18 protein-coding genes are annotated in these 23,642 nt (G+C 61.4%); 5 read left to right on the top strand and 13 right to left on the bottom strand.

What is annotated here, in order from left to right:
* Nucleotides 1–3: 3 nt before the first annotated feature.
* The 4 genes from GTQ41_RS02885 to GTQ41_RS02870 form a co-directional block, all read right to left on the bottom strand.
* Nucleotides 4–918 (bottom strand): branched-chain amino acid ABC transporter permease, encoded by a 915-nt coding sequence (locus GTQ41_RS02885; RefSeq protein WP_047290999.1) that lies wholly within the window; start codon nt 916–918, stop codon nt 4–6.
* Between the two features lie 241 nt (nt 919–1,159).
* Nucleotides 1,160–2,293, bottom strand: coding sequence for an ABC transporter substrate-binding protein (locus GTQ41_RS02880; protein WP_041065631.1), 1,134 nt, complete (start codon nt 2,291–2,293; stop codon nt 1,160–1,162).
* A gap of 367 nt (nt 2,294–2,660) precedes the next feature.
* Nucleotides 2,661–3,944: an FAD-binding oxidoreductase gene (locus GTQ41_RS02875; protein ID WP_047290998.1), complete on the bottom strand. Its 1,284-nt coding sequence runs from the start codon at nt 3,942–3,944 to the stop codon at nt 2,661–2,663.
* A 224-nt stretch (nt 3,945–4,168) separates the two neighbouring features.
* Nucleotides 4,169–5,659, bottom strand: coding sequence for an aldehyde dehydrogenase family protein (locus GTQ41_RS02870; RefSeq protein ID WP_047290997.1), 1,491 nt, complete (start codon nt 5,657–5,659; stop codon nt 4,169–4,171).
* A 164-nt stretch (nt 5,660–5,823) separates the two neighbouring features.
* Between GTQ41_RS02870 and GTQ41_RS02865 the strand changes: the two genes are divergently transcribed.
* The 3 genes from GTQ41_RS02865 to nadE all read left to right on the top strand — a co-directional run bounded on the left by GTQ41_RS02865 (nt 5,824) and on the right by nadE (nt 8,999).
* A complete protein-coding gene (locus GTQ41_RS02865) occupies nt 5,824–6,726 on the top strand; it encodes a LysR family transcriptional regulator (protein ID WP_047290996.1) in 903 nt (300 codons plus the stop codon).
* 217 nt (nt 6,727–6,943) lie between these two features.
* A complete protein-coding gene (gene pncB / locus GTQ41_RS02860; RefSeq protein WP_041065644.1) occupies nt 6,944–8,167 on the top strand; it encodes a nicotinate phosphoribosyltransferase in 1,224 nt (407 codons plus the stop codon).
* 4 nt (nt 8,168–8,171) lie between these two features.
* Complete coding sequence (gene nadE, locus GTQ41_RS02855) at nt 8,172–8,999, top strand: ammonia-dependent NAD(+) synthetase (RefSeq protein ID WP_047290995.1); 828 nt, start codon at nt 8,172–8,174, stop codon at nt 8,997–8,999.
* A gap of 148 nt (nt 9,000–9,147) precedes the next feature.
* Here nadE and azu read toward each other — a convergent pair whose 3' ends face one another.
* A complete protein-coding gene (gene azu, locus GTQ41_RS02850; RefSeq protein ID WP_047290994.1) occupies nt 9,148–9,594 on the bottom strand; it encodes an azurin in 447 nt (148 codons plus the stop codon).
* A gap of 340 nt (nt 9,595–9,934) precedes the next feature.
* Between azu and GTQ41_RS02845 the strand changes: the two genes are divergently transcribed.
* Nucleotides 9,935–10,522, top strand: a complete 588-nt coding sequence (locus GTQ41_RS02845) for a TIGR00730 family Rossman fold protein (RefSeq protein WP_047290993.1) — start codon at nt 9,935–9,937, stop codon at nt 10,520–10,522.
* 68 nt (nt 10,523–10,590) lie between these two features.
* A complete protein-coding gene (locus GTQ41_RS02840; RefSeq protein WP_025111839.1) occupies nt 10,591–10,776 on the top strand; it encodes a hypothetical protein in 186 nt (61 codons plus the stop codon).
* A gap of 153 nt (nt 10,777–10,929) precedes the next feature.
* On the opposite strand, the gene GTQ41_RS02835 is transcribed toward GTQ41_RS02840, so the two are convergent.
* The 8 genes from GTQ41_RS02835 to rpsR form a co-directional block, all read right to left on the bottom strand.
* On the bottom strand, nt 10,930–11,820 hold the full coding sequence (locus tag GTQ41_RS02835) for a transglutaminase family protein (protein WP_047290992.1): 891 nt from the start codon (nt 11,818–11,820) through the stop codon (nt 10,930–10,932).
* Complete coding sequence (locus GTQ41_RS02830; RefSeq protein WP_047290991.1) at nt 11,820–14,306, bottom strand: circularly permuted type 2 ATP-grasp protein; 2,487 nt, start codon at nt 14,304–14,306, stop codon at nt 11,820–11,822. The genes GTQ41_RS02835 and GTQ41_RS02830 overlap by 1 nt, the downstream gene beginning before the upstream one ends.
* Nucleotides 14,307–14,394: 88 nt before the next feature.
* A complete protein-coding gene (locus tag GTQ41_RS02825) occupies nt 14,395–17,670 on the bottom strand; it encodes a DUF2126 domain-containing protein (protein WP_047290990.1) in 3,276 nt (1,091 codons plus the stop codon).
* A 295-nt stretch (nt 17,671–17,965) separates the two neighbouring features.
* Nucleotides 17,966–20,269: a YgiQ family radical SAM protein gene (locus GTQ41_RS02820; protein WP_041065663.1), complete on the bottom strand. Its 2,304-nt coding sequence runs from the start codon at nt 20,267–20,269 to the stop codon at nt 17,966–17,968.
* Between the two features lie 203 nt (nt 20,270–20,472).
* Nucleotides 20,473–21,870 (bottom strand): replicative DNA helicase, encoded by a 1,398-nt coding sequence (dnaB, locus tag GTQ41_RS02815; RefSeq protein ID WP_041065665.1) that lies wholly within the window; start codon nt 21,868–21,870, stop codon nt 20,473–20,475.
* A 120-nt stretch (nt 21,871–21,990) separates the two neighbouring features.
* On the bottom strand, nt 21,991–22,437 hold the full coding sequence (gene rplI / locus GTQ41_RS02810; RefSeq protein WP_003186385.1) for a 50S ribosomal protein L9: 447 nt from the start codon (nt 22,435–22,437) through the stop codon (nt 21,991–21,993).
* A gap of 19 nt (nt 22,438–22,456) precedes the next feature.
* Complete coding sequence (locus tag GTQ41_RS02805) at nt 22,457–23,350, bottom strand: hypothetical protein (RefSeq protein WP_047290989.1); 894 nt, start codon at nt 23,348–23,350, stop codon at nt 22,457–22,459.
* Between the two features lie 36 nt (nt 23,351–23,386).
* Nucleotides 23,387–23,617, bottom strand: a complete 231-nt coding sequence (rpsR, locus tag GTQ41_RS02800) for a 30S ribosomal protein S18 (protein ID WP_002551829.1) — start codon at nt 23,615–23,617, stop codon at nt 23,387–23,389.
* Nucleotides 23,618–23,642 lie beyond the last annotated feature (25 nt).

Raw genomic sequence — 23,642 nt, 5'->3', positions numbered from 1 at the left:
CGCTTACACCTTCGACACAAGAGGACGGCCCAACAGGCCCTGAGGCCGGAAGACCAGAACAAGTACGAGCAGCGAGAAGCTGAACACGTCTTTGTAGTCGGAGTTGACCAGGCCCGAGAACAGCGACTCGGAGATCCCGAGAATGATCCCGCCGAGCATCGCGCCGGGCAGTGAGCCGATCCCGCCGAGCACTGCGGCGGTGAACGCCTTGATGCCGATGACGAAGCCTGCGTAGAAGTCGAACGTGCCGTAGTTCATGGTGATCAGCACGCCGGCCAGAGCCGCCATCGCTGCACCGATGATGAACACGTAGGAAATCACCCGGTCGGTGTTGATCCCCAGGATCGAGGCCATCTTGCGGTCTTGCTGGGTGGCGCGGCACATGCGGCCGAGCTTGGTGTACTTGATCACGTAGGTCAGCAGGCCCATGCCGACGAACGCGGCCAACAGAATGAAGATCTTGGTGTAGGTCAACTGAACGAAACCGCTGCCGACGTCGATGCGCCAGGCACCGGTGAGCAACGTTGGAACACCCTGTTGGCGGGCGCCCTGGCTGATCTGGGCATAGTTCTGCAGGATCAGGGAGATGCCGATGGCACTGATCAGCGGTGCCAGTCGGGTGGAGTTGCGCAGAGGTTTGTAGGCGACGCGTTCGATTACCCAGCCATAGACGCCAGTGACGACGATGGTGAACACCAGCGTGCCGAGCATCAACAGCGGGAAGGATTCGATACCGAAGTAAGCCAGCAGAGCCAGACTGATTGCCGCCAGGTAAGCGGAAATCATGTAAACCTCGCCGTGGGCGAAGTTGATCATGCCGATGATGCCGTAGACCATTGTGTAGCCGATGGCGATCAGGCCATAGACCGACCCGAGGGTCAGGCCGTTGACCAGTTGCTGCAGGAAAATACCATCCATAACGCAATCTCACGCAATGAGAACCTGCCCGCCGGGGCGGGCGGTTCTTCTAGGAAAAATACAGATTTACGTCGGAGCAATGTCAGAGCGCGATAAGCCCAGACCCACCGATCTCCTGTGGGAGCTGGCTTGCCAGCGATAGCGGCGGATCAGCCAACCTGTGTGTCGACTGACCTGACGCCATCGCGGGCAAGCCCGCTCCCACAGGTATTGGTGGGGATCAAGCTGATCGCGTCAGCCCTTACTTCTGTTTTTCCAGCTGATGGTATTTGCCACTCGCGTCCCACTGGTAAACCACGTAGTCGGACACTTTCAGGTCGCCTTTCTTGTCCCAGGCCTTCTCACCCATCACGGTTTTCACCGGGTTGGCCTTGAGCCATTCGGCGGCTTTTTCGCCACTGTTGGATTTAGCGCCGTTGAAGGCGGCCGCCAGGGTCTGAACCGACGCGTAGGCGTACAGGGTGTAGCCTTCAGGTTCGGTGCCGGCCTTGCGGAACGCATCGACCACGGTCTTGCTGTCTGGCAGCAGACGTGGGTCGGCGCCGAAGGTCATCAGCACACCGTCAACGTATTGCGGGCCACCGGCGGTGGTCACCAGTTCGTCGGTGACGATGCCGTCGTCAGACATGAACTTCACGTCTTTCAGGCCTTCGGTGCGCAGTTGCTTGACCAGCGGCCCGGCTTCCGGGTGCAGGCCGCCGAAGTAGACCACGTCGGCACCGGCCGCACGGATCTTGGTGACCACGGCGCTGAAGTCTTTCTCGCCACGGGTCAGGCCTTCATACAGCACCGGCTTCACGCCACGCTTTTCCAGTTGAGCCTTGGTCGCATCGGCCAGGCCCTGACCGTAGGTGTCCTTGTCGTGCAGCACGGCGACTTTCTTGCCCTTGAGCACATCGACAATGTAATCGCCCGCGACGATGCCTTGCTGGTCATCACGCCCGCACATACGGAACATGGCGCTCAGGCCGCGCTCGGTCACTTGCGGGTTGGTGGAACCCGGGGTGATCGCGATAACACCGGCTTCGTCGTAGATTTCCGACGCTGGAATGGTGGAGGAAGAGCAGAAGTGACCGACCACGCCGGCTACCTTCTGGTTGACCAGATCCTTGGCGACTGTCACTGCCTGTTTCGGTTCGCAGGCGTCATCGCCCTTGACCAGTACGATTTTCTCGCCGTTGACGCCACCCGCCGCGTTGACCGCGTCCGCCGCCGCCTGTGCACCCTTCATGTACTGCTCGCCAAATGCCGCGTTGGCGCCAGTCATTGGACCCGCTACACCGATTTTCACATCAGCTTGAGCAAACGCAGAAACACCCAGCGCAGTAGCCACTGCGAGGGCCAGAAAGCCTTTCTTGTAAAACGTCTGGGACATGAGGTGGTGCTCCAAGGTTTTTTTAGTTGGCACTGCGACTTCACTTCACTGAATGCTCTGAGCAAGCGCCGTGCCATCGGTTTTTTATTCTTCAAAAAGTCGCTGCTTTCTTGTTATTTCGACTGTTTCGTTCCCATTTTCATTGGGCGTGCAACCGTCTAAACCGCGGAAGGTGAAACCTTTTTAAATCTCAGGCGCAACCCGCTTGCGCCATCATTGCAACCGCGGCACCAAACGACGTGCAACCAGCCTGTAACAGCTCGCGTCACCGAACTGCACACTGCTGGTGCGGGACTGCTACAACCCGCACCATTACAGGCTAGTCGCTACGCGCAAAAGCGCCGTGTTAAGCAACATATTTCAACACTCAGATGACGATGCGCAGGCACTGGCCCGCGTGATACAGCGAGAACCCGGCCTCGTACAGGCAACTGCGCAGGCCGACACCGGCCAGGGGCTGCATCGGTGCGAAGGGGATCGGCAAGGCTTGAGGATTTCCGTTACACAGATAGTCGGCGAAGGCTTTGCCGACCACAGTGCCAGTGGTCACGCCGCGACCGTTGTAACCGGTGACGGCCACCAGTCCCGGCGCCGGCTCGAACAGCCGCATCAGGTGATCGGGGGTAAAGGCGATGCGCCCGGTCCAGGTGCACTCCCACTCCACCGGTTTCAGGTTGGGGAAGTAATGCTGCTGCACCCGATCGGCCCAGGCCTTGAGGAACCACGCCGGTTTCTGGTTGCCGTTGCCCAGACTGCCGAGCAACAACCGGCCATCCTTGTCGCGGCGAATGCTGCTCAATACCTGCCGCGTGTCCCACGAGCCTTGCCCGCCGGGGAGAATGTCATGGGCGGCGTCTTCGGTCAGCGGCACCGAGGCGACCTGATAGTAGTAACCGGGGAAGAAGTTGCGCTTGAGTTCGGTCCAGTCGCCCTCGGTGTAGGCGTTGGAGGCGATCACCACTTGCTCGGCGAGCACCGAACCGTGCTCGGTCTGCACTGACCATTGCTGGCCCACGCGCTCGAGACGGCTCACCGGCGAATGATCGAACATCTGCCCGCCCAGCCCTTTCACCGCGTTGGCCAGTCCGGTGACATAGGCCATCGGGTTGAGCGTGCCGGCGCGGCGGTCGAGCAGCGCGGCAGCGATCTTTTGCGTACCGGTGGCTTGCTCGCAGGCCTTGCCGGTGAGCAACTCGACGGGCGCCCCGCGACGCTTCCATTGTTGCTCGCGACTGCGCAGATCCGCTTCGCCCTTGGCGTTGTGCGCCATGTGCAGGGTGCCTTCGCGGCGCAACTGGCAATCGATGTTGTATTTATCCACAAGGCTGAACACCAGCGCCGGCGCCGCCCCGAGCATGCGGTTGAGCTGGCTGCCGACCGCCTCGCCGAACCCGGCCTCGATCTCGTCCGGCGGGATCCACATGCCGGCGTTGACCAGCCCGACGTTGCGCCCGGAGCCGCCGTGACCTGCGCGATGCGCTTCCAGCACGCAGACGCTTTTGCCTTTTTCCAACAGATGCAGCGCCGCCGACAACCCGGTAAACCCGGCGCCGATCACGCAGACATCGACTTTGACCTCGCCCCGTAGCGCGGCGTTATCCGGGCGCTGCGGCGTGAGTTTTTCCCACAGACATTCTTCGCGTAACGGCATTGCCAGACTCCAACAGAAACCTGCCAAACACACTGCTGATCCTGTGGGATAAAGCCCTGTGGCGAGGGGATTTATCCCCGATCGGTTGCATAGCAACCGTAAAACCAGTGCATGCGGTGTATCTGAAACTCCGCGATTGCATGTTTTGGGGCCGCTGCGCAGCCCATCGGGGATAAATCCCCTCTCCACAAAAGCCCGCTCCCAGGATCTGCGTCATTCCAAACTCAGTCGAAGGTAATCCCCTGCGCCAGCGGCAACTCCAGCGAGTAGTTCACGGTATTGGTCTGCCGACGCATGTACGCGCGCCAGGCGTCGGAACCCGATTCACGACCGCCACCGGTCTCTTTCTCGCCACCGAATGCGCCGCCGATTTCCGCGCCGCTCGGGCCGATGTTGACGTTGGCGATGCCGCAGTCACTGCCGACCGCCGACATGAACTGCTCGGCCTCGCGCACGTCGGTGGTGAAGATGCACGACGACAGGCCTTGCGGTACCGCGTTGTTCAGGCGTAGCGCTTCCTGGAAGTCGCTGTAGCCGACCACATAGAGAATCGGCGCGAAGGTTTCGCTGCAGACCACGTCGCTCTGTTCCGGCATTTCGACAATGGCCGGCGACACGTAGTAGGCGTTGGGGAACTGCTCTTCGAGCTGACGCTTGCCGCCGAATACCCGCCCGCCCTCGCTCAGTGCCTGTTCCAGCGCGTCCTGCATGTTTTCGTAGCTGTGTTTGTCGATCAGCGGGCCGACCAGATTGCCTTCCAGCGGATGGCCGATGCGCACCTTGGCGTACGCGGCTTTGAGGCGGGTGACGATTTCTTCCTTCACCGACTCATGGGCAATCAGGCGACGCAGGGTGGTACAACGCTGACCGGCGGTGCCGACCGCGCTGAACAGGATGGCGCGCACGGCCATGTCCAGATCGGCGCTCGGGCCGAGGATCATCGCGTTGTTGCCGCCCAGCTCAAGAATGCTGCGGGCGAAACGCGCGGCGACTTTCGGCGCCACTTCGCGGCCCATGCGGGTGCTGCCGGTGGCGCTGATCAGCGCGACACGCGGGTCATCCACCAGCGCTTCGCCAGCGTCACGACCACCGATGATCACCTGGCACAGGTGCGCCGGCGCATCGGTGAAGTTCTTCACCACACGGTCGAACAATGCCTGGCAAGCCAGTGCGGTCAGCGGCGTCTTCTCCGACGGTTTCCACACCACCGGGTTGCCGCAGACCAGCGCCAGCGTGGTGTTCCACGCCCACACTGCGACCGGGAAGTTGAACGCACTGATCACGCCGACCACGCCCAGCGGATGCCAGGTTTCACGCATGTGGTGGCCCGGGCGCTCCGAGGCGATGGTCAAGCCGTACAGTTGACGCGATAGGCCGACGGCGAAGTCGCAGATGTCGATCATCTCCTGCACTTCACCGAGGCCTTCCTGGGTGATCTTGCCCGCTTCCCACGACACCAGCTCGCCGAGGTCAGCCTTGTATTCGCGCAGCACTTCGCCGAATTGACGCACCAGCTCACCGCGACGCGGTGCCGGCACCTTGCGCCACTGCTCGAACGCATGATCTGCGCGACTGATGTGCTGCTCGACTTCGGCCGGGCCTTCCCAGTTCACGGCGGCGATGCGGCTGCCGTCGATGGGCGAATGCACCGGCACTTTGCCGTTCTGGTACAGGGCCGAGTTCACACCAAGACGATCAAGCAATGCGGCAACCATGGGTCACTCCTCAAGCGAAAAACTGAATGTGTGCGGCCGAATGTTCACGACCGGGCAGGCCTTTAGTTGTAGCTTCCCGAAGGCAAGGCAACAAACGACCTTTACGCGAGATATCATTCCGTTTATTCATGCTGCGCATAGAAAGACAAGAAAAAGGATCACCCATGCTGAACAAACGCCACCTGCCGTCGATCACCGCGCTGCAGTGCTTCGAGGCCGTGACCCGGCACCTGAGCTTCACCCGGGCCGCCGAAGAGCTGAACCTGACCCAGAGCGCTGTCAGCAAGCAAGTGGCACAGCTTGAGGAATTGTTGCAGCACTTGCTTTTCCGCCGGGTGCGTCGGCGTTTGCAGATGACCCCAGCCGGGGATTTGTACCTGGTGGAAGTCCGAAAAATCCTCACTCAGGTGGAAATGTCCACGCATTACCTGCGTTCCTACGGCGGCGAGACCGAAGTCCTGCGCGTTTCTACGCCTTCGACCTTCGGCGCGCGCTGGCTGGTTCCGCGTCTGAAAGGCTGGCGTCTGCGCCATCCGTCGATCCATCTCGACTTGTGCAACGAACAGGAGGCAGATGACTTGCTGCAAGGGCGCAGCGATCTGGCGTTCTATTTCGGCCAGGGCTCGCGCCCCGGCACCGAATGCCTGAAGCTGTTCGGCGAAGAGCTGGTGCCGGTCTGCGCGCCCGGCAGCCTGCCGGATCAGCCCTTCACCGACCCGACGCAACTGACCGATCTGGTGCTGCTGCAAAACGCCTCGCGGCCACAGGCCTGGCATGATTGGTTCGACAGTCAGGGTTACCACACCGAACACAGCTATCACGGGCCGCGTTTCGAAACCTTTTACATGTGCATCCGCGCCGCCCAGGTCGGCTGCGGCGTGGCGCTGCTGCCACGGTTTCTGGTGGAAGAGGAATTGGCCGACGGCAAACTGGTCATTCCCTGGCAGCATGCAATGCCGAGTTCCGACGCCTATTACCTGGCCTACCCGGAGCATGCGGCGGAAGTGCCGAAGGTGCGCGATTTTGTGAAGTGGATGCTGGAGCAGATCGATAGCCCTGCGGTCTGAGCACTATCCTGTGGCGAGGGGATTTATCCCCGACGGGTTGCGCAGCGGCCCCAAAACTCAAGAGCGACGACTGCTGCGCAGTCGATCGGGGATAAATCCCCTCATCACAAATGATCTTCACCTGCCAAAAATTACTGGCAATCCCCACCGCTGATATGCGCCACTAGCGTCATTGATTGATCACGCGCCTTGCGCGGTGCACCTGGAGACCCCGTTTATGAGCGAGAGTGTGTTTGCCGATCGCATCGTGCAGAACCTGCTCGACACCGACTTCTACAAACTGACGATGATGCAGGCGGTGCTGCACAACTACCCCAACGTCGAAGTCGAATGGGAGTTTCGTTGCCGTAACAGTGAGGATCTGCGGCCGTATCTGGCCGAAATCCGCTACCAGATCGAGCGTCTGGCCGAGCTGAGCCTGAGCGCCGACCAGTTGAGCTTTCTCGAGCGCATCACCTTTCTGAAACCGGATTTCCTGCGCTTTCTCGGTCTGTTCCGTTTCAACCTGCGCTATTTGCACACCGGCATCGAGAACGGCGAGTTGTTCATTCGTCTGCGCGGCCCGTGGCTGCATGTGATCCTGTACGAAGTGCCGCTGCTGGCGATCGTCAGCGAAGTGCGCAACCGCTATCGCTACCGTGAAATCGAACTGGTGCAGGCGCGTGAGCAGCTGTATCGCAAGTTCGACTGGCTCAGCGCCAACGCCTCGGCCGACGAACTGGCGCAATTGCAGGTCGCCGATTTCGGCACCCGTCGGCGTTTTTCGTATCGCGTGCAGGAAGAAGTGGTGAACGTGCTCAAGCACGATTTCCCCGGGCGCTTCGTCGGCACCAGCAACGTGCACTTGTCCCGCGAACTGGACATGAAACCGCTGGGCACCATGGCCCATGAATGGATCATGGCCCACCAGCAACTCGGCCCGCGGCTGATCGACAGCCAGATCGCCGCCCTCGACTGCTGGGTGCGTGAGTACCGTGGTTTGCTCGGGATTGCGCTCACCGACTGCATCACCACCGACGCCTTCCTCGGCGACTTCGACCTGTTCTTTGCCAAGCTCTTCGATGGTCTGCGCCACGACTCCGGGGATCCGGTGCAGTGGGGCGAAAAATGCATCGCTCACTACCACAAGCTCGGCATCGACCCGATGAGCAAGACTCTGGTGTTCTCCGACAGCCTGACCCTGCCCAAGTCGCTGGAGATCTTTCGCGCGCTGCACGGGCGGATCAACGTCAGCTTTGGCATCGGCACCAACCTGACCTGTGACATTCCGGGTGTCGAACCGATGAGCATCGTGCTTAAAATGACCGCCTGTAACGGCCAGCCGGTGGCGAAGATCTCCGACGAGCCCGGCAAGACTCACTGTAAAGACCCGAATTTCGTCGCCTATTTGCGACATGTGTTCCAGGTTCCTGCCGTTTCCAGCCTATCTAGCAAGGAGTGAATTCATGCAAGCCGTACAGCGTGAGATTGCTGAACAGCTCAAGGTGCAACCGCCATTCGCCGGGCATCAGGCCCTCGAAGCGGAAGTCGCCCGACGCATCACCTTTATCCAGGATTGCCTGGTCAATTCCGGCCTCAAGACCCTGGTGCTGGGCATCAGCGGCGGTGTCGACTCGCTGACCGCCGGTCTCTTGGCCCAGCGTGCCATGCGTGAGCTGCGCGAGCGCACTGGCGACAACGCCTACAAGTTCATTGCCGTGCGCCTGCCGTACGAAACCCAGTTCGATGAACACGACGCCCAGGCTTCGGTGGATTTCATCGCCCCGGACGAGCGCCACACGGTCAACATCGGCCCGGCAGTGAAGTCGCTGGCCAGTGAAGTGGCGGCGTTCGAAGGCAAACACGCGGTGTCGGTGGATTTCGTGCTCGGCAACACCAAGGCGCGGATGCGCATGGTCGCCCAGTACACCATCGCCGGCGCGGCCCACGGGCTGGTGATCGGCACCGACCACGCGGCGGAAGCGGTGATGGGCTTCTTCACCAAGTTCGGCGACGGCGCCTGCGACCTGGCCCCGCTCAGCGGTCTGGTGAAAAACCAGGTCCGGGCGATTGCCCGCAGCTTCGGCGCGCCTGAATCGCTGGTGGAAAAAGTGCCGACCGCGGATCTGGAAGACCTGTCGCCGGGCAAACCGGACGAAGCGTCCCACGGCGTGACCTACGCCGAGATCGACGCCTTCCTGCACGGCGAGCCGGTACGTCAGGAAGCGTTCGACATCATCGTCAACACCTACAACAAGACCCATCACAAACGGGTCATGCCGTTTGCGCCGTAAGTTGAAAACCCCTGTAGGAGCTGTCGAGTGAAACGAGGCTGCGATCTTTTGATCATCAAAAACAACCTCAAAAGATCGCAGCCTGCGGCAGCTCCTACAGAAAACAAAAAAAGCGTCCCGAGGGACGCTTTTTTTGTGCCTGCAGCCATTACTTCACGGCAATGGTGCCTTTCATCATCGAGATGTGGCCCGGGAACGAGCAGAAGAAGCCGTAGTCAGTGCCTGCGGTCAGCTTCGATACGTCGATGGTCAGCGAGTCTTTCTCGCCGGCACCGATGATCTTGGTGTGAGCGATAACGCGCTCGTCGCCGTCTTTCAGATAGTTCTTATCGATGCCAGCGGCCAGGCCGTCGGTGGCGATCGGCTGCATGTCAGCGGTTTTGCTGACCACCAGGTTATGACCCATGACGTTCTTCGGCAGGCTGCCGGAGTGGGTCAGTTCAACGGTGAACGTCTTGCAGCTCTTGTCGATCACGATCGACTGGGTGTTGAAGGACATCTGATCGGTGGAATCAACGGTGGTTTTGCACTCGGCAGCCATCAATTGGCTGCTGGCCAGCGCCAGCAGGGATACCGCAACAACTTTGGAAAACATGGTGAATCTCCAAGGCAGGGTTAACAAAAACACGAATGATGGAAAGACTGCCTGAAATCTTCGCAAGTTCCTATGACTTGAGTCAAAAATTGTATACAACTTTCAGGCTATGACACTCATCGAAACAATCTACCGGCCAGATTTTCCGGCCGGGCCTATGATCGGCGCATCTACTGAAACGGAGTGCCTGTCATGTTCTTTAACGGTCTGTTGTGCAGTTTGCTCGCCGCCTACGCCTGTGGCGCCAGCGGTACCTTTGAATCACCGGAACGCGAAGTTTAGTCCTTGGATCAAGGCGTGCCAGCCATTACCCTGTGACGGATTGACCCAGGAGGAAGGCATGTCTCTCACATCCGTTTGTGTTTTTTGCGGTGCCAACGCCGGCACTGATCCGGCTTACACCGAAGCCGCCAAGGCCCTTGGCCGCGCGCTGGCCGAGCGTCATCTGACGCTGGTTTACGGCGGTGGCGCCGTGGGCCTGATGGGCCTGGTGGCGGACGCCGCGCTGGCCGCTGGCGGCGAAGTGATCGGGATCATTCCGCAAAGCCTGATGGACAAGGAAATCGGCCACAAAAGCCTGACCCGTCTCGAAGTGGTCGATGGCATGCACGCGCGCAAGGCGCGCATGGCCGAGCTGAGCGATGCGTTCATCGCGTTGCCCGGCGGCCTCGGCACGCTGGAAGAGCTGTTCGAAGTCTGGACCTGGGGTCAGCTCGGCTACCACGGCAAACCGCTGGGGCTGCTGGAAGTGAACGGTTTTTACAGCAAACTCACGGCTTTTCTCGACCATATCGTCGGCGAAGGCTTCGTTCGCGCGCCACACCGTGACATGCTGCAAGTGAGCGAATCGCCCCAAACCCTGCTCGACGCCCTCGATCAGTGGAAGCCGACCGTCACGCCCAAGTGGGTCGACCAAAAACCCGGCTAACCGCCAGGCACCGATACAGGGCAGAATACGCGCCGCTCAACCTCACCTTCGACCCCAGAGGATCGCCCATGGCCAAACCCAATTACTCCTTCGCCAAACGTCAACGAGACCTGGCAAAGGAACAGAAGAAAGAGGAAAAGCTTCAGCGCAAGAAACAGATGGCTGAAGAAGCGGCACTGAACCCTGACGGGGAAGTGGCGACTGACAACGATGATGATGTTGATGCACCGAAAGACCAGGCGCCCGACGCCTGAGCTGATTGCTGATTCGCTCCCGGAGGGAGCGATCTGTGGTGAGGGAGCTTGCTCCCGCTGGGTTGCGCAGCGACCCCAAATTGTTTTGCGACTGCTTCGCAGTCGAGCGGGAGCAAGCTCCCTCGCCACATTGGCTCCCGCCAGTGAAATTCCCTACTCCAATGGCATCACCGTGACCCGCACTTCCGGATCATGCGAACCGCCCCCCAGAATCACCCCGCGCAACGGCGACACATCGGAAAAATCCCGGCCCCACGCCAGGGTGATGTGCTCCAGCGCCGGCTGCACGTTGTTGGTCGGATCGAAATCCACCCAGCCCGATACCGGACAGAACACCGACACCCACGCATGTGAAGCATCAGCGCCGATCAGCCGTGGCTGGCCCGGCGGCGGCTGGGTCAGCAGATAACCACTGATGTAGCGCGCTGCCAGCCCTCGCGAGCGCACGCAAGCGAGCATCAGATGCGCGAAGTCCTGACAAACGCCACGCCGGCGCTCCAGCACCTCGACCAGCGGTGTCGCCACTTGCGTCGCCTCGGCGTCGAAAGTGAACTCGCTGAAAATCTTCTGCATCAAAGCCTGCACGCCCAGCAACAAGGGTTTGCCCGGAGGAAAACAGCTTTCGGAGAATTCGACGAAGCTGCGCTTCAAATGCACGTAGGGCGACTGAAAGCGATAGCGACAAGCCTCCAGCATTTCGGCGGACAACGGCTGGCTGCTGTAGGTCAGCGCGTTGCGCGTCTGCTCCCACGCCGGGGACAGACTGAAATCCGCCAGTGGCCGCGCCAGCACCTCAACCGTGAGCCGGGCGTTGACCTGCAACTCGTCGTGCGGGCGCTCGAAGGCCAGCCGGGTCAGCGGATTGCCGAACACATCCAGCTCATCCCGCCGCGTGGTCGGCTGCGGGCTGATCAGCAATTGCTGCTCGGTGCAGCGCTGCCATGCGCACTCACGCGGCCACAGGTGCGCCAATTGCTGCGCCAGCGACACCGGGCTGTCGTAGTGGTAACAGGTGTCGTGGAGGATCTGGTAAAGGGCGCTCATCAGACGGACACCGTGCGCTGGCTGACATCATCGACATGGGCAAAGTGGCGCAGCGCCAGACGATCGGACACCTGAGCGCTGGCCTCGGCAATCGCTTGCAGCAGATCCGCCAGACCGTCGAGTGCCGCACGCACGCTGTTCTCCCCGAACAGCGGGTTCTCCAGACAGCCCAGATCGAACCGCGCCAGACGCTCGACCAATTGCGCCAGCCCGGCCTCACGAGGCACACCGAAATCATCGTTCAGGCGTTTTAACGTGCGGGTCACCAGTTTCAACTGAAACAGCACCGCATGCGGGTTCTGCTCATCCAGCAGCAACAGGTCGAGCACCGGAATCAACTGCGCCACCGCCAGGTACCGCGAACGGTAGGTGATACTGCTGTTGCCCAGTTCCAGCAGCCATTCCAGCCCGGCCTGATCGAACGCCCCGGCACCGCGCAGAAACGCCGCCAGACTGCTGCTGAGAAACTGCAAACGTTCGATGCGCCGGCCGATCATCAGAAAGCGCCAACCTTCGTCGCGGGTCATGTCGTCGAGGGCAAACCCGGACAACGCCGCCAGTGACATCACCAGCCGGTTGAGGAAATCCAGCAACTCGCCGAAGTCCGGCTCCTCGGTGTCCAGTTCCAGCGCCTCGCGCTGCAACTCGACCAACGCCTGCCAGTTCTCCCGCGAAAGCTTGCCGCGCACCTGCGAGGCCGCCCACTGCAAGCGCTGCAGGTTGGAGCGCAGGCTGAACGACCAGTCCTCGCCGAGCAGCGCCGCCAGCAGGCGCTCCGGCAACTCGCCCTCCTCCGGCAGCAACATCAGACGCTCGCCCAGCGCCACGGCGGCCTGCAAGGCTTGCGGATCATCACCATCGACATACCGCGCGAGCATGATCCGCAGCAGTCGCGCACTGTCGTCACAACGCTCGCAGTAACGGCCGAACCAGAACAGGTTCTCCACCACCCGCGAGGGCAGGTACGGATCGCGGCGCACCAGATCGTGTACGCCGACGTTGCGCTGGGTCTTCCATTGTTCGCCACTCGGCGCACGCTCGCCCAGCACCCAGGTGTCCTTGCTCGCCCCGCCGCGCTGCATCGACACCACTTCGGCATCGGCCTCGGCGGCGACCCGGGTCAGGCCACCGGGCAGCACGCGATAGCCATCGCGACTGGCCACGGCGTACATGCGCATGCCGATGGCTCGCGGTTGCAACTGGCCGTCTTCGGCTTGCCAGATCGGCGCCTGGGACAGCTGCGCCAACTCTTGCGCGACGTAGGCGTATGGCCGCGCCTGCATGCGCTCGGCGAGCGCCTGACGCTGTGGTTCACTCAGATCGCGGCCGAATACCGGCGCGAAGCTTTGTGAGGGGAACGCCGGTTTGATCAGCAGCTCCGGCAGTTTTTCCAGCGCCTGCGCCAGCACCGGCGCTTCGCCGCACCACCAGGTGGCGATGGACGGCAGCAGCAGTTCTTCGCCGAACAGGTACTGATTGATCTTCGGCAGAAATCCGAGCAATCCCGGCGACTCCAGCACGCCGCTGCCCAACGCATTGGCCACCAGCACCCGGCCCTGACGCACCGCTTCCAGCAAGCCGGGCACCCCGAGTGCCGAGTCGGTGCGCAGCTCCAGCGGGTCGCAGAAGTCATCGTCGAGCCGGCGCATGATCGCGTGCACCCGGCGCAGACCGCTGAGGGTTTTCAGGTACACCGTGGCGTCGCGCACCGTCAGGTCGCCGCCCTCCACCAGCGGATAACCGAGCTGACGCGCCAGATAAAGATGTTCGAAGTAGCTTTCGTTGAAGCGCCCTGGCGTGAGCAACACCACCAGCGGCGCGTCGTCAGCACACGGCGCCTGACGCGCGAGGGTTTCCTGCAGGGTGCGAAAGAATCCGGCCAGGTGCTGCACTTTCAGATCGCGGTACAGCTCGGGAAACGCCCGCGAAACGATGGTGCGGTTTTCCAGCGCATAACCGGCGCCCGAGGGGGCTTGGGTACGATCCGCCGTAACCCACCAGCGCCCGTCCGGCGTGCGCGCCAGGTCCACGGCATACAGATGCAGAAACGCCTCTTCCGGTGGCGCGATGCCCTGACAGGGCCAGAGAAAATTGTTGTGGCCGAACACCAGCTCCGCCGGCAACAGCCCTTCGCGGATCAGCCGCTGCGGCCCGTACAGATCCGCCAGTACCGCGTTGAGCAAACGCGCACGTTGGGCAATCCCTGCCGACAGGTGCTGCCATTCATCAGCAGCGATCACATGCGGCAGCAGGTCCAGCTCCCACGGTCGGTCAGCGCCCTTCGGATCGGCGTAGACGTTATAAGTGACCCCGTTTTCCTGAATCTGTCGGGCGAGCAACGCCTGCCGCTGCACCAGTTGCGCCGGGGTGCTGCGCTGCAATTGATCGAACAGCCGCCGCCAGTGCGGGCGCACTTCCCCGCTGTCATCCAGCAGTTCGTGATAAGTGCCCGCAGTGCGCGGGTAGCGGTCTAGCAGGTCAGGCATGGAAAGCTCGGCAGACAGCAGGGAACGGTCAGACTAACGCAGGCACATGACGTGCGGATATACGAAAAATCCGCATGTCGTGCAGGACTTAGAAACGTCGCAAATCGAGTGTCATCGGCAACTCGTCGGAGATTGTCAGGTTGGGTATCGGAAGTTTCCCCGGCGTGTGTCCGATGCGGAAAAATCGCGCCATGCGCCGGCTCTCAGCCTCGTTGGCGTTGACCGGCAACGTTTCGTAATTGCGCCCGCCCGGGTGCGCCACGTGGTACTGACAGCCCCCCAGCGAACGCTGCATCCAGGTGTCGAGCAGATCGAATACCAGCGGCGCGTGCACCGGGATGGTCGGTTGCAGGCAATTGGCCGGTTGCCAGGCCCGGAAGCGCACACCGGCGACGAACTCGCCGATGCGCCCGGTCGGTTGCAGCGGCACCGGGACGCCGTTGCAGGTCAGCAGATAACGCTGCGGCGGCAGGCCGTTGAGTTTGATCTGCAAACGCTCCAGCGACGAGTCGACATAGCGCACCGTGCCACCCGCCGTACCTTCCTCGCCCAGCACATGCCAAGGCTCCAGCGCCTGACGCAGCTCCAGTTCGATGCCGTTGACGGCGTAATCGCCGACCTTGGGAAAACGGAATTCCAGGTGCGCGGCGAACCATTCGGCGCGCAGTGGGTAACCGGCATTGTTCAGTTCGACGATGACGTCGGCGAAATCCTGCTCGATAAAGTGCGGCAGCATGAAACGGTCGTGCAGCTCGGTGCCCCAACGCGCCAGTTTCGGCGGTGCATACGGCTCGCGCCAGAAGCGTGCGACCAGCGCGCGCAGCAACAACTGCTGGGCCAGGCTCATGCGCGCGTGGGGCGGCATCTCGAACGCGCGCAGCTCCAGCAGACCAAGACGCCCGGTCGCGCCATCCGGCGAATACAATTTGTCGATACAGAACTCGGCGCGGTGAGTATTGCCGGTGACGTCAATCAGCAGATTACGCAGCAGGCGATCCACCAGCCACGGCGCGCACTCTTGGCCCGGTTCAGGCATCTGCGCGAAGGCGATTTCCAGTTCGTACAAGGCGTCATTGCGGGCTTCATCAACACGCGGCGCCTGCGAAGTCGGGCCGATGAACAACCCGGAAAACAGGTAGGACAGCGACGGGTGGTTGTGCCAGTAGCTGATCAGACTGCGCAGCAGATCCGGACGACGCAGGAACGGTGAGTCCGCCGGGGTCGCGCCACCGAGGACGAAATGGTTGCCACCGCCGGTGCCGGTGTGGCGGCCGTCGATCATGAATTTTTCGGTGGTCAGCCGCGTCTGTCGCGCCTGTTCATAGAGAAACTCCGTGCGTTCGACCAGTTCGTCCCACGTCGCCGATGGCTGCACGTTGACCTCGATCACCCCCGGATCCGGGGTGATACGGAAGTTGCTCAGGCGCGGGTCACTGGGCGGCTCGTAACCTTCCAGCAGCACCGGGCAATGCAGCTCTTCGGCGGTAGCCTCGATGGCCGCCACCAGCTCCAGATAATCCTCGAGGCGCTCCAGCGGCGGCAGGAACAGATACAGACGCCCTTCACGCGCCTCGGCGCAGAACGCGGTGCGGGTCAGCCAGTCGGCGGACTCGTCGATTGTCGGCGCACGTTCGTCGTTCGCGGCGGGTTCGGCATGACTGTTGAGCCGAGTGGTGTCCGGCAGCTCGGGGAAGTCCTGATTCGGATCGTTGGGATGAATGAACGGATACTCGGCGGCCTTCACCCACGGCTGCGAACCGAGCGGCAGACGGTAACCCAGCGGCGAGTCCCCCGGCACCAATCGGCAATGCTCGTCGCGCAGATACCAGCGCCCGCTCTGCCATTGATCACCCTTGGCGGTGCGCGCCAGCGGCAGCACCTGACCGATCACTTTATCCAGGCCCTGATTGAAGACCTTGCGCAGACGTGCGCGCTCCAGCGGCTCTTCAAGTCGCGAATCTTCAGCGCTGACATTGCTCGGCAATGCGCCCTCGCGCCAGAGGTAATAAAAATTGTCTTCGTAGGCCGGAAACACGAAACGTGCAGGCAGTTTCAGGCGTTCGGCAACACTCGCGAGAAAGCGTCCCGCCAGTTCACCATCGGCGCCGTAGTCCTGTTGCTCATCGGCGATCAGCGCACTGTTGTGCCAGATCGGCACGCCATCACGGCGCCAATAACCATTGAGCGACCAGCGCGGCAATTGCTCGCCCGGGTACCACTTGCCCTGACCGAAATGCACCAGACCTTTCGGCGCGTAGTGCTGGCGCATGCGCTGGAACAGTTCGGCGGAGAGGCGACGCTTGTCCGGGCCCAACGCTGCAGTGTTCCATTCGGCGCCGTCCGGGTCGTCGATAGAGACGAAGGTCGGCTCGCCGCCCATGGTCAGGCGCACATCACCTTCCAGCAGGTCGGCATCAATCTGCCGCCCGAGCGCCTGAATCGCCAGCCACTGCTCATCGGTGTAGGGCTTGGTCACCCGTGGCGCTTCCCAGATCCGCTCCACCGACATTTCGTGGCTGAACTGGCATTCGCACGGCTCGACCAGACCACTGATCGGCGCAGCTGAGGAAGGATCGGGACTGCAGGCCAGCGGGATATGCCCTTCACCGGCGAACAGCCCGGACGTGGCATCCAGACCAATCCAGCCAGCGCCCGGCAGGTAAACCTCGCACCACGCGTGCAGGTCGGTGAAATCGACGTCGGTGCCGGACGGGCCGTCGAGGCTTTTCACGTCGGCGGTCAGTTGAATCAGATAGCCGGAGACAAACCGCGCGGCCAGCCCGAGGTTGCGCAACAACTGCACCAACAGCCACGCTGAGTCGCGGCAAGAGCCGGACGCCTGTTCGAGGGTGTGTTCCGGGGTTTGCACGCCCGGTTCCATGCGGATCAGATAGCGGATGTCTTCGCTGAGACGCTGGTTGAGCATCACCAGGAAATCCACCGCCGGCAGCGGCGTGCGATCAATGCTCTCCAGATAGGCTTTGAAGGCTGGGGTCAGCGGCAGGGTTTCGAGGTACGGCGCCAATTCCTTGCGCTCATCAGCGGCGTAACTGAAGGGGATTTTCTCGGCGTAAGGCTCGAGGAAGAAGTCGAACGGATTGAACACCGCCATCTCGGCCAGCAAATCGACTTCGATGCGCAATTCGTTGGTTTTCTCGGGGAACACCAGACGCGCGAGGTAGTTGCCCTGCGGGTCCTGCTGCCAGTTGATGAAGTGCTGCTCGGGCGAGACCTTCAGCGCATACGACAAGATCCGCGTGCGGCTGTGAGCGGCCGGACGCAGGCGGACGATCTGCGGGCCGAGTTCGACAGCGCGGTCGTAGCGGTAATGCGTGACGTGATGCAATGCGACATGAATCGACACGGCGTGCCTCCTGCGAGCCTAAGCGTATTCGAAAGCGCGCAAGACTTATGCCATGCAGAAGCTTGGGCGCTTTCCCGGAATGCTCAGGGCAGTACAGCACCAAAATCGGGCGATGCGGGGAAATGGATTGAGGAAGTTGCGCCTAAATGTGGCGAAGATCAAAAGATCGCAGCCTGCGGCAGCTCCTACAGGGAAACGCATGACCCGATGTAGGAGCTGCCGAAGGCTGCGATCTTTTGACCTTGAAAAAAAACGCCAACCCGCAGGTTGGCGTTCTGTTGAAACAAAAAGCGACTCAGCGCGGAACGACGGGCTTGCGCGCCGGTTTCGGTCCCTTGCCCTTGGCCGCTTCCTTGCGCTCCTTGGCCGCCTGCTGGTTGCGGGCGAACGCCGCAGCCTTGGCTTGTTCACGCTTGTCCCAAGGGTTGCCACCGTCGCTGGCACGCGGCGGCAGGCCGGTGTGCTGGGTGAGAATCTTGGTGGTCTTCTCTTTCGCGACCTTGTGGCTGCCGGCCGGCGTCGAGTTCTTGCGACGGGCGCTCTGGTAGCTGTCGGTGGCCGGCTGGTGCAGCGGGATCAGCTGATTCTTGCCCGGCCCGATCAGGTCGGCGCGGCCCATGCGGGTCAGCGCTTCACGCAGCATCGGCCAGCCTTTCGGGTCGTGATAACGCAAGAACGCCTTGTGCAGACGACGCTGCTCCTCGCTCTTGACGATAGTCACACCGTCGCTCTTGTAGGTGACCTTGCGCAACGGGTTCTTGCCCGAGTGGTACATCGCGGTGGCGGTGGCCATCGGCGACGGGTAGAACGCCTGCACCTGGTCGGCACGGAAACCGTTGCCCTTGAGCCACAGCGCCAGGTTCATCATGTCTTCATCGGTGGTGCCCGGGTGCGCAGCGATGAAGTACGGGATCAGGTACTGCTCTTTGCCTGCTTCCTTGGTGTACTTCTCGAACATGCGCTTGAAGCGGTCGTAAGTACCGATCCCTGGCTTCATCATTTGGTTGAGCGGACCTTCCTCGGTGTGTTCCGGGGCGATCTTCAGGTAACCACCAACGTGGTGGGTCACCAGCTCTTTGACGTACTCCGGCGACTCGACCGCGAGGTCGTAACGCAGACCGGAGGCAATCAGGATCTTCTTCACACCCGGCAAGGCACGGGCGCTGCGGTACAGCTGAATCAGCGACGAGTGGTCGGTATTCAGGTTCGGGCAGATGCCCGGGAACACGCAGGACGGCTTGCGACACGCGGATTCGATTTCCGGGCTCTTGCAGGCAATGCGGTACATGTTCGCGGTCGGGCCGCCAAGGTCGGAGATGACGCCGGTGAAGCCAGGAACCTTGTCGCGGATCTCTTCGATTTCGCGAATGATCGACTCTTCGGAACGGTTCTGGATGATCCGGCCTTCGTGCTCGGTGATCGAGCAGAACGTGCAGCCGCCGAAGCAGCCACGCATGATGTTCACCGAGAAACGGATCATGTCGTAGGCCGGGATCTTTTCCTTGCCGTACGCCGGGTGCGGAACCCGTGCGTAAGGCATGCCGAACACGTAGTCCATTTCTTCAGTGGTCATCGGAATCGGCGGCGGGTTGAACCAGACGTCGATCTCGCCATGCTTCTGCACCAGCGCGCGGGCGTTGCCCGGGTTGGTTTCCAGGTGCAGCACGCGGTTGGCGTGGGCGTACAGGACCGGATCGTTACGCACCTTTTCCATCGACGGCAGGCGGATCACGGTCTTGTCGCGGGTCATCTTCGGGCTGGCCAGAATCTGCACGACCTTGGCTTCCTCGGGATCATCCACCGGGCCTTTTTCCTGCTCGATGGCGCAGGCCTGGGTGTCCTGGGTGTTGACGTACGGGTTGATGATCTTGTCGATCTTGCCCGGACGGTCGATGCGCGTGGAATCGACTTCGTACCAGCCTTGCGGCGTGTCACGGCGGATGAACGCGGTGCCGCGCACATCGGTGATGTCTTCGATCTTGTGCCCGTAGGACAGGCGCTGGGCCACTTCGACAATGGCCCGCTCGGCGTTGCCGTACAGCAGAATGTCAGCGCTGGCGTCGATCAGGATCGAGTTGCGCACGCGATCCTGCCAGTAGTCGTAGTGGGCGATGCGACGCAGGGACGCCTCGATGCCGCCGAGAACGATCGGCACATGCTTGTACGCCTCTTTGCAGCGCTGGCTGTAGACCAGGCTCGCGCGGTCCGGACGTTTGCCCGCCATGCCACCCGGCGTGTAGGCGTCGTCGGAACGGATTTTCTTGTCCGCGGTGTAGCGGTTGATCATCGAGTCCATGTTGCCGGCCGCGACGCCGAAGAACAGGTTCGGCTCGCCGAGCTTCATGAAATCGTCTTTGGACTGCCAGTTCGGCTGGGCAATGATCCCGACGCGGAAGCCCTGGGACTCCAGCAGCCGGCCGATGATCGCCATGCCGAACGACGGGTGATCGACGTAGGCATCACCGGTGACGATGATGATGTCGCAGGAATCCCAGCCGAGCTGATCCATCTCCTCCCTGCTCATCGGCAGGAATGGCGCTGGCCCGAAACATTCGGCCCAGTACTTTGGATAGTCAAATAACGGCTTGGCTGCTTGCATGTCGATAACCGGTGTTGGCTTTCATTGAATTTCGCGGGCGCGGAATATAGCACAAATTTTGACCAATTCCGACGGCTATGGTCGGAAATTGTGCTTTACCTGTGGCGAGGGAGCTTGCTCCCGCCGGGTTGCGAAGCAGCCCCCAGAATTCGACTGCTGCGCAGCCGATCGGGAGCAAGCTCCCTCGCCACAGGTGCTCGACGTTACTCGTCGTCGTCGAAGTTGTAACTGCCCGGCGCGAGGTTTTCGAAGCGGGTGTACTTACCGATAAACGCCAGGCGAATAAAGCCGATCGGGCCGTTCCGCTGCTTGCCGATGATGATTTCGGCGATGCCCTTGTGCTCGGTTTCCGGGTGATACACCTCGTCCCGGTACACGAACATGATGACGTCGGCGTCCTGCTCGATCGCTCCGGATTCCCGCAAGTCGGAGTTCACCGGACGCTTGTTGGGACGTTGCTCCAGGGAACGGTTGAGCTGCGACAACGCCACCACCGGGCAGTTGAATTCCTTGGCCAGGGCCTTCAGAGATCGCGAGATTTCGGAAATTTCGTTGGTCCGGTTGTCGCCGCTGGAACCGGGAATCTGCATCAGCTGCAGGTAGTCGATCATGATCAGACCGATGTCGCCATGTTCGCGAACCAGGCGCCGGGTCCGCGCACGCATTTCCGACGGACTGATGCCGGCGGTATCGTCGATGAACAGCTTGCGGTCGTTGAGCAGATTGACCGCCGAGGTCAGGCGCGGCCAGTCGTCGTCTTCCAGCTGGCCGGAACGCACCTTGGTCTGATCGATACGCCCCAGGGACGAAAGCATACGCATGATCAGCGATTCGCCTGGCATCTCGAGGGAGTACACCAGCACCGCCTTGTCGCTGCGCAGTACGGCGTTTTCCACCAGGTTCATGGCGAAGGTGGTCTTACCCATCGACGGACGGCCGGCGACGATGATCAGATCGGCCGGTTGCAGGCCGCTGGTCTTCTCGTCAAGGTCGGTATAACCGGTGGACAGGCCGGTGATCGAGTCGGCGGTGTTGAACAGGGTGTCGATGCGATCGATGGCCTTGGTCAACAGTTCGTTGACGCCCACCGGCCCGCCGGTCTTGGGGCGCGCCTCAGCGATCTGGAAGATCTGCCGTTCGGCCTCGTCGAGGATCTCTTCGGCGGTACGACCTTCGGGGTTGAAGGCGGCGTCGGCGATTTCGGTGCTGATGCCGATCAACTGGCGCAACGTCGCCCGCTGGCGAACGATCTGCGCATAGGCCTTGATGTTGGCGACGGACGGCGTGTTTTTCGCCAGCTCGCCAAGGTAACCGAGGCCGCCAACCTGGGACGTCTGACCTTCCTTGTCCAGTTGCTCGGCAAGGGTCACGACGTCGATCGGCATGTTCTGATCGGCCAGTTTGGCGATCGCACGGAAGATCAGGCGGTGGTCATGCCGGTAGAAATCGCCGTCGGAGACTTGATCGAGCACGCGTTCCCAGGCGTTGTTGTCCAGCATCAGACCACCGAGTACAGCCTGTTCGGCCTCGATGGAATGCGGCGGCACTTTCAGCGCGGCGGTTTGCAGATCGTATTGCTCGGGAGCGGTGATTTCGTTCATGGCCACTTGGAGTCAGGGTTGAAAACGGGAGTACCAGAAAGACAAAGGGCACGACCTGTAAACAGGATCGTGCCCGATGTTACCGGCTAGCACCCGAGGGTGCCAGCCGACAAGTATTGCTTAAGCTGCTACCACGACAACGCGTACGGTGGCTTCAACTTCGGCGTGCAGGTGCACAGCCACGTCGAATTCACCCACGTTGCGGATGGTGCCGTTCGGCAGACGAACTTCGCTTTTCGCAACTTCAACGCCGGAGGCGGTCAGTGCGTCAGCGATGTCGTGAGTACCGATCGAACCGAACAGCTTGCCTTCGTCGCCAGCGGTGGCAGTGATGGTCACTTCCAGCTCGGCCAGTTGGGCAGCACGGCTTTCAGCCGATGCTTTACGGTCTGCGGCGGCTTTTTCCAGCTCAGCGCGACGCTCTTCGAACGCAGCCAGGTTGGCAGCGGTCGCAGCGGTAGCTTTGCCGAAAGGCAGCAGGTAGTTACGGCCGTAACCGGCCTTAACGTTTACTTTGTCGCCCAGGTTGCCCAGGTTGGCGATTTTTTCCAGAAGGATCAGTTGCATGTGGAAATCCTCTTAACTTTTAACCTTCACCGTTCGCGTTATCGGTGCCTTTCGACACGTGACGACCGCGAAAATCAATCAGGCTGTCGACAATGGCCAGAACCACGAGCAACGGATAGAGCAGCTGCATGAACAACAGCAGCGTGACGTACAACCCCACCAGCCAGAAACCGGCCAGTCGCTTCTGCCCGACCAGCCCGTGAATCAGGGCCAGTCCGGCGAACACCAGCGGTACGCTGCACAACGGCGTCAACATGGCCATCTGTGCACCGAGATTCGGGCCCAGAAGCATCAACGCCAGCAACAACATCGCCGGCCCCAGCGGGATCCGGATGGCGCGAAACTCGCGACCAAAACCACCCGGGTTGTACAACAACGCCTGCCAATGACGCCCGATAATCAGGCTCAGCACGCTGACGATCTGCAACAATGCCGCAATCAGTCCGGTCAGGACCGGTGCAATCAGGGACGCGAAACGCGCTTGCTCATCGACCGACAATTGCTTGTAGGTTTCACCAAGAAGCGCCGGCATGACCTTTATCAAGGCCTGCGCGAGCATCTCGATCTGGGCCGCAAACGCTGCCCCGAGCACCACAGAAAACACCACTCCAATCACTACGCTGACCAGCAGCGTGCGGACCCAGGATTCGCTTGCGCGCAACACCAACGCAAGCCCCGAAGACCCCAGCAGCACCAGAAGTGCTCGCGGATCATCGGCATACAGCCACCAGATCAATGCCGGCAGCAGCCCCAGGGACAGGACGCCAATGGCGTCCGTCAGTCCGCGCCGCAGAAGCACCAGGCTCCCGGCGGCAGCACCCAACCAATACAACAACGGCAATGTTGCACACCCGGCCACTACGAGAGTGGCCTGCATGCGGCCGCGCATGATGAACTCAGCTAAGGCACGCATGCATTCAATCCTTTGCTACTTGTCGACTGCCCGGTCTCAGCGGCCGTGGCTGTCGGTGTAGGCCAGCAGGGCCAGGAAGCGGGCGCGCTTGATAGCGGTGGCCAGCTGACGCTGATAACGAGCTTTGGTACCGGTGATGCGGCTTGGAACGATTTTGCCGGTCTCGGATACGTAGGCTTTCAGAGTGTTGAGATCTTTGTAATCGATCTCTTTCACGTCTTCAGCGGTGAAGCGGCAGAATTTACGACGACGGAAGAAACGTGCCATTTGATAGGCTCCTTAAAAGGTCCGT

It is taken from the genome of Pseudomonas sp. AN-B15 (assembly GCF_019056475.1).
GTDB classification, from domain to species: Bacteria; Pseudomonadota; Gammaproteobacteria; order Pseudomonadales; family Pseudomonadaceae; genus Aquipseudomonas; species Aquipseudomonas parakoreensis.
The sequence above is the reverse complement of the archived record's forward strand: the minus strand, read 5'-3'. Positions and strand labels throughout refer to the sequence as shown.

Coding starts and splice junctions, on each gene's coding strand:
- GTQ41_RS02885 (WP_047290999.1), bottom strand. CDS start 918: ATGGATGGTATTTTCCTGCAGCAACTGGTCAACGGCCTGACCCTCGGG.
- GTQ41_RS02880 (WP_041065631.1), bottom strand. CDS start 2,293: ATGTCCCAGACGTTTTACAAGAAAGGCTTTCTGGCCCTCGCAGTGGCT.
- GTQ41_RS02875 (WP_047290998.1), bottom strand. CDS start 3,944: ATGCCGTTACGCGAAGAATGTCTGTGGGAAAAACTCACGCCGCAGCGC.
- GTQ41_RS02870 (WP_047290997.1), bottom strand. CDS start 5,659: ATGGTTGCCGCATTGCTTGATCGTCTTGGTGTGAACTCGGCCCTGTAC.
- GTQ41_RS02865 (WP_047290996.1), top strand. CDS start 5,824: ATGCTGAACAAACGCCACCTGCCGTCGATCACCGCGCTGCAGTGCTTC.
- pncB (WP_041065644.1), top strand. CDS start 6,944: ATGAGCGAGAGTGTGTTTGCCGATCGCATCGTGCAGAACCTGCTCGAC.
- nadE (WP_047290995.1), top strand. CDS start 8,172: ATGCAAGCCGTACAGCGTGAGATTGCTGAACAGCTCAAGGTGCAACCG.
- azu (WP_047290994.1), bottom strand. CDS start 9,594: ATGTTTTCCAAAGTTGTTGCGGTATCCCTGCTGGCGCTGGCCAGCAGC.
- GTQ41_RS02845 (WP_047290993.1), top strand. CDS start 9,935: ATGTCTCTCACATCCGTTTGTGTTTTTTGCGGTGCCAACGCCGGCACT.
- GTQ41_RS02840 (WP_025111839.1), top strand. CDS start 10,591: ATGGCCAAACCCAATTACTCCTTCGCCAAACGTCAACGAGACCTGGCA.
- GTQ41_RS02835 (WP_047290992.1), bottom strand. CDS start 11,820: ATGAGCGCCCTTTACCAGATCCTCCACGACACCTGTTACCACTACGAC.
- GTQ41_RS02830 (WP_047290991.1), bottom strand. CDS start 14,306: ATGCCTGACCTGCTAGACCGCTACCCGCGCACTGCGGGCACTTATCAC.
- GTQ41_RS02820 (WP_041065663.1), bottom strand. CDS start 20,269: ATGCAAGCAGCCAAGCCGTTATTTGACTATCCAAAGTACTGGGCCGAA.
- dnaB (WP_041065665.1), bottom strand. CDS start 21,870: ATGAACGAAATCACCGCTCCCGAGCAATACGATCTGCAAACCGCCGCG.
- rplI (WP_003186385.1), bottom strand. CDS start 22,437: ATGCAACTGATCCTTCTGGAAAAAATCGCCAACCTGGGCAACCTGGGC.
- GTQ41_RS02805 (WP_047290989.1), bottom strand. CDS start 23,350: ATGCGTGCCTTAGCTGAGTTCATCATGCGCGGCCGCATGCAGGCCACT.
- rpsR (WP_002551829.1), bottom strand. CDS start 23,617: ATGGCACGTTTCTTCCGTCGTCGTAAATTCTGCCGCTTCACCGCTGAA.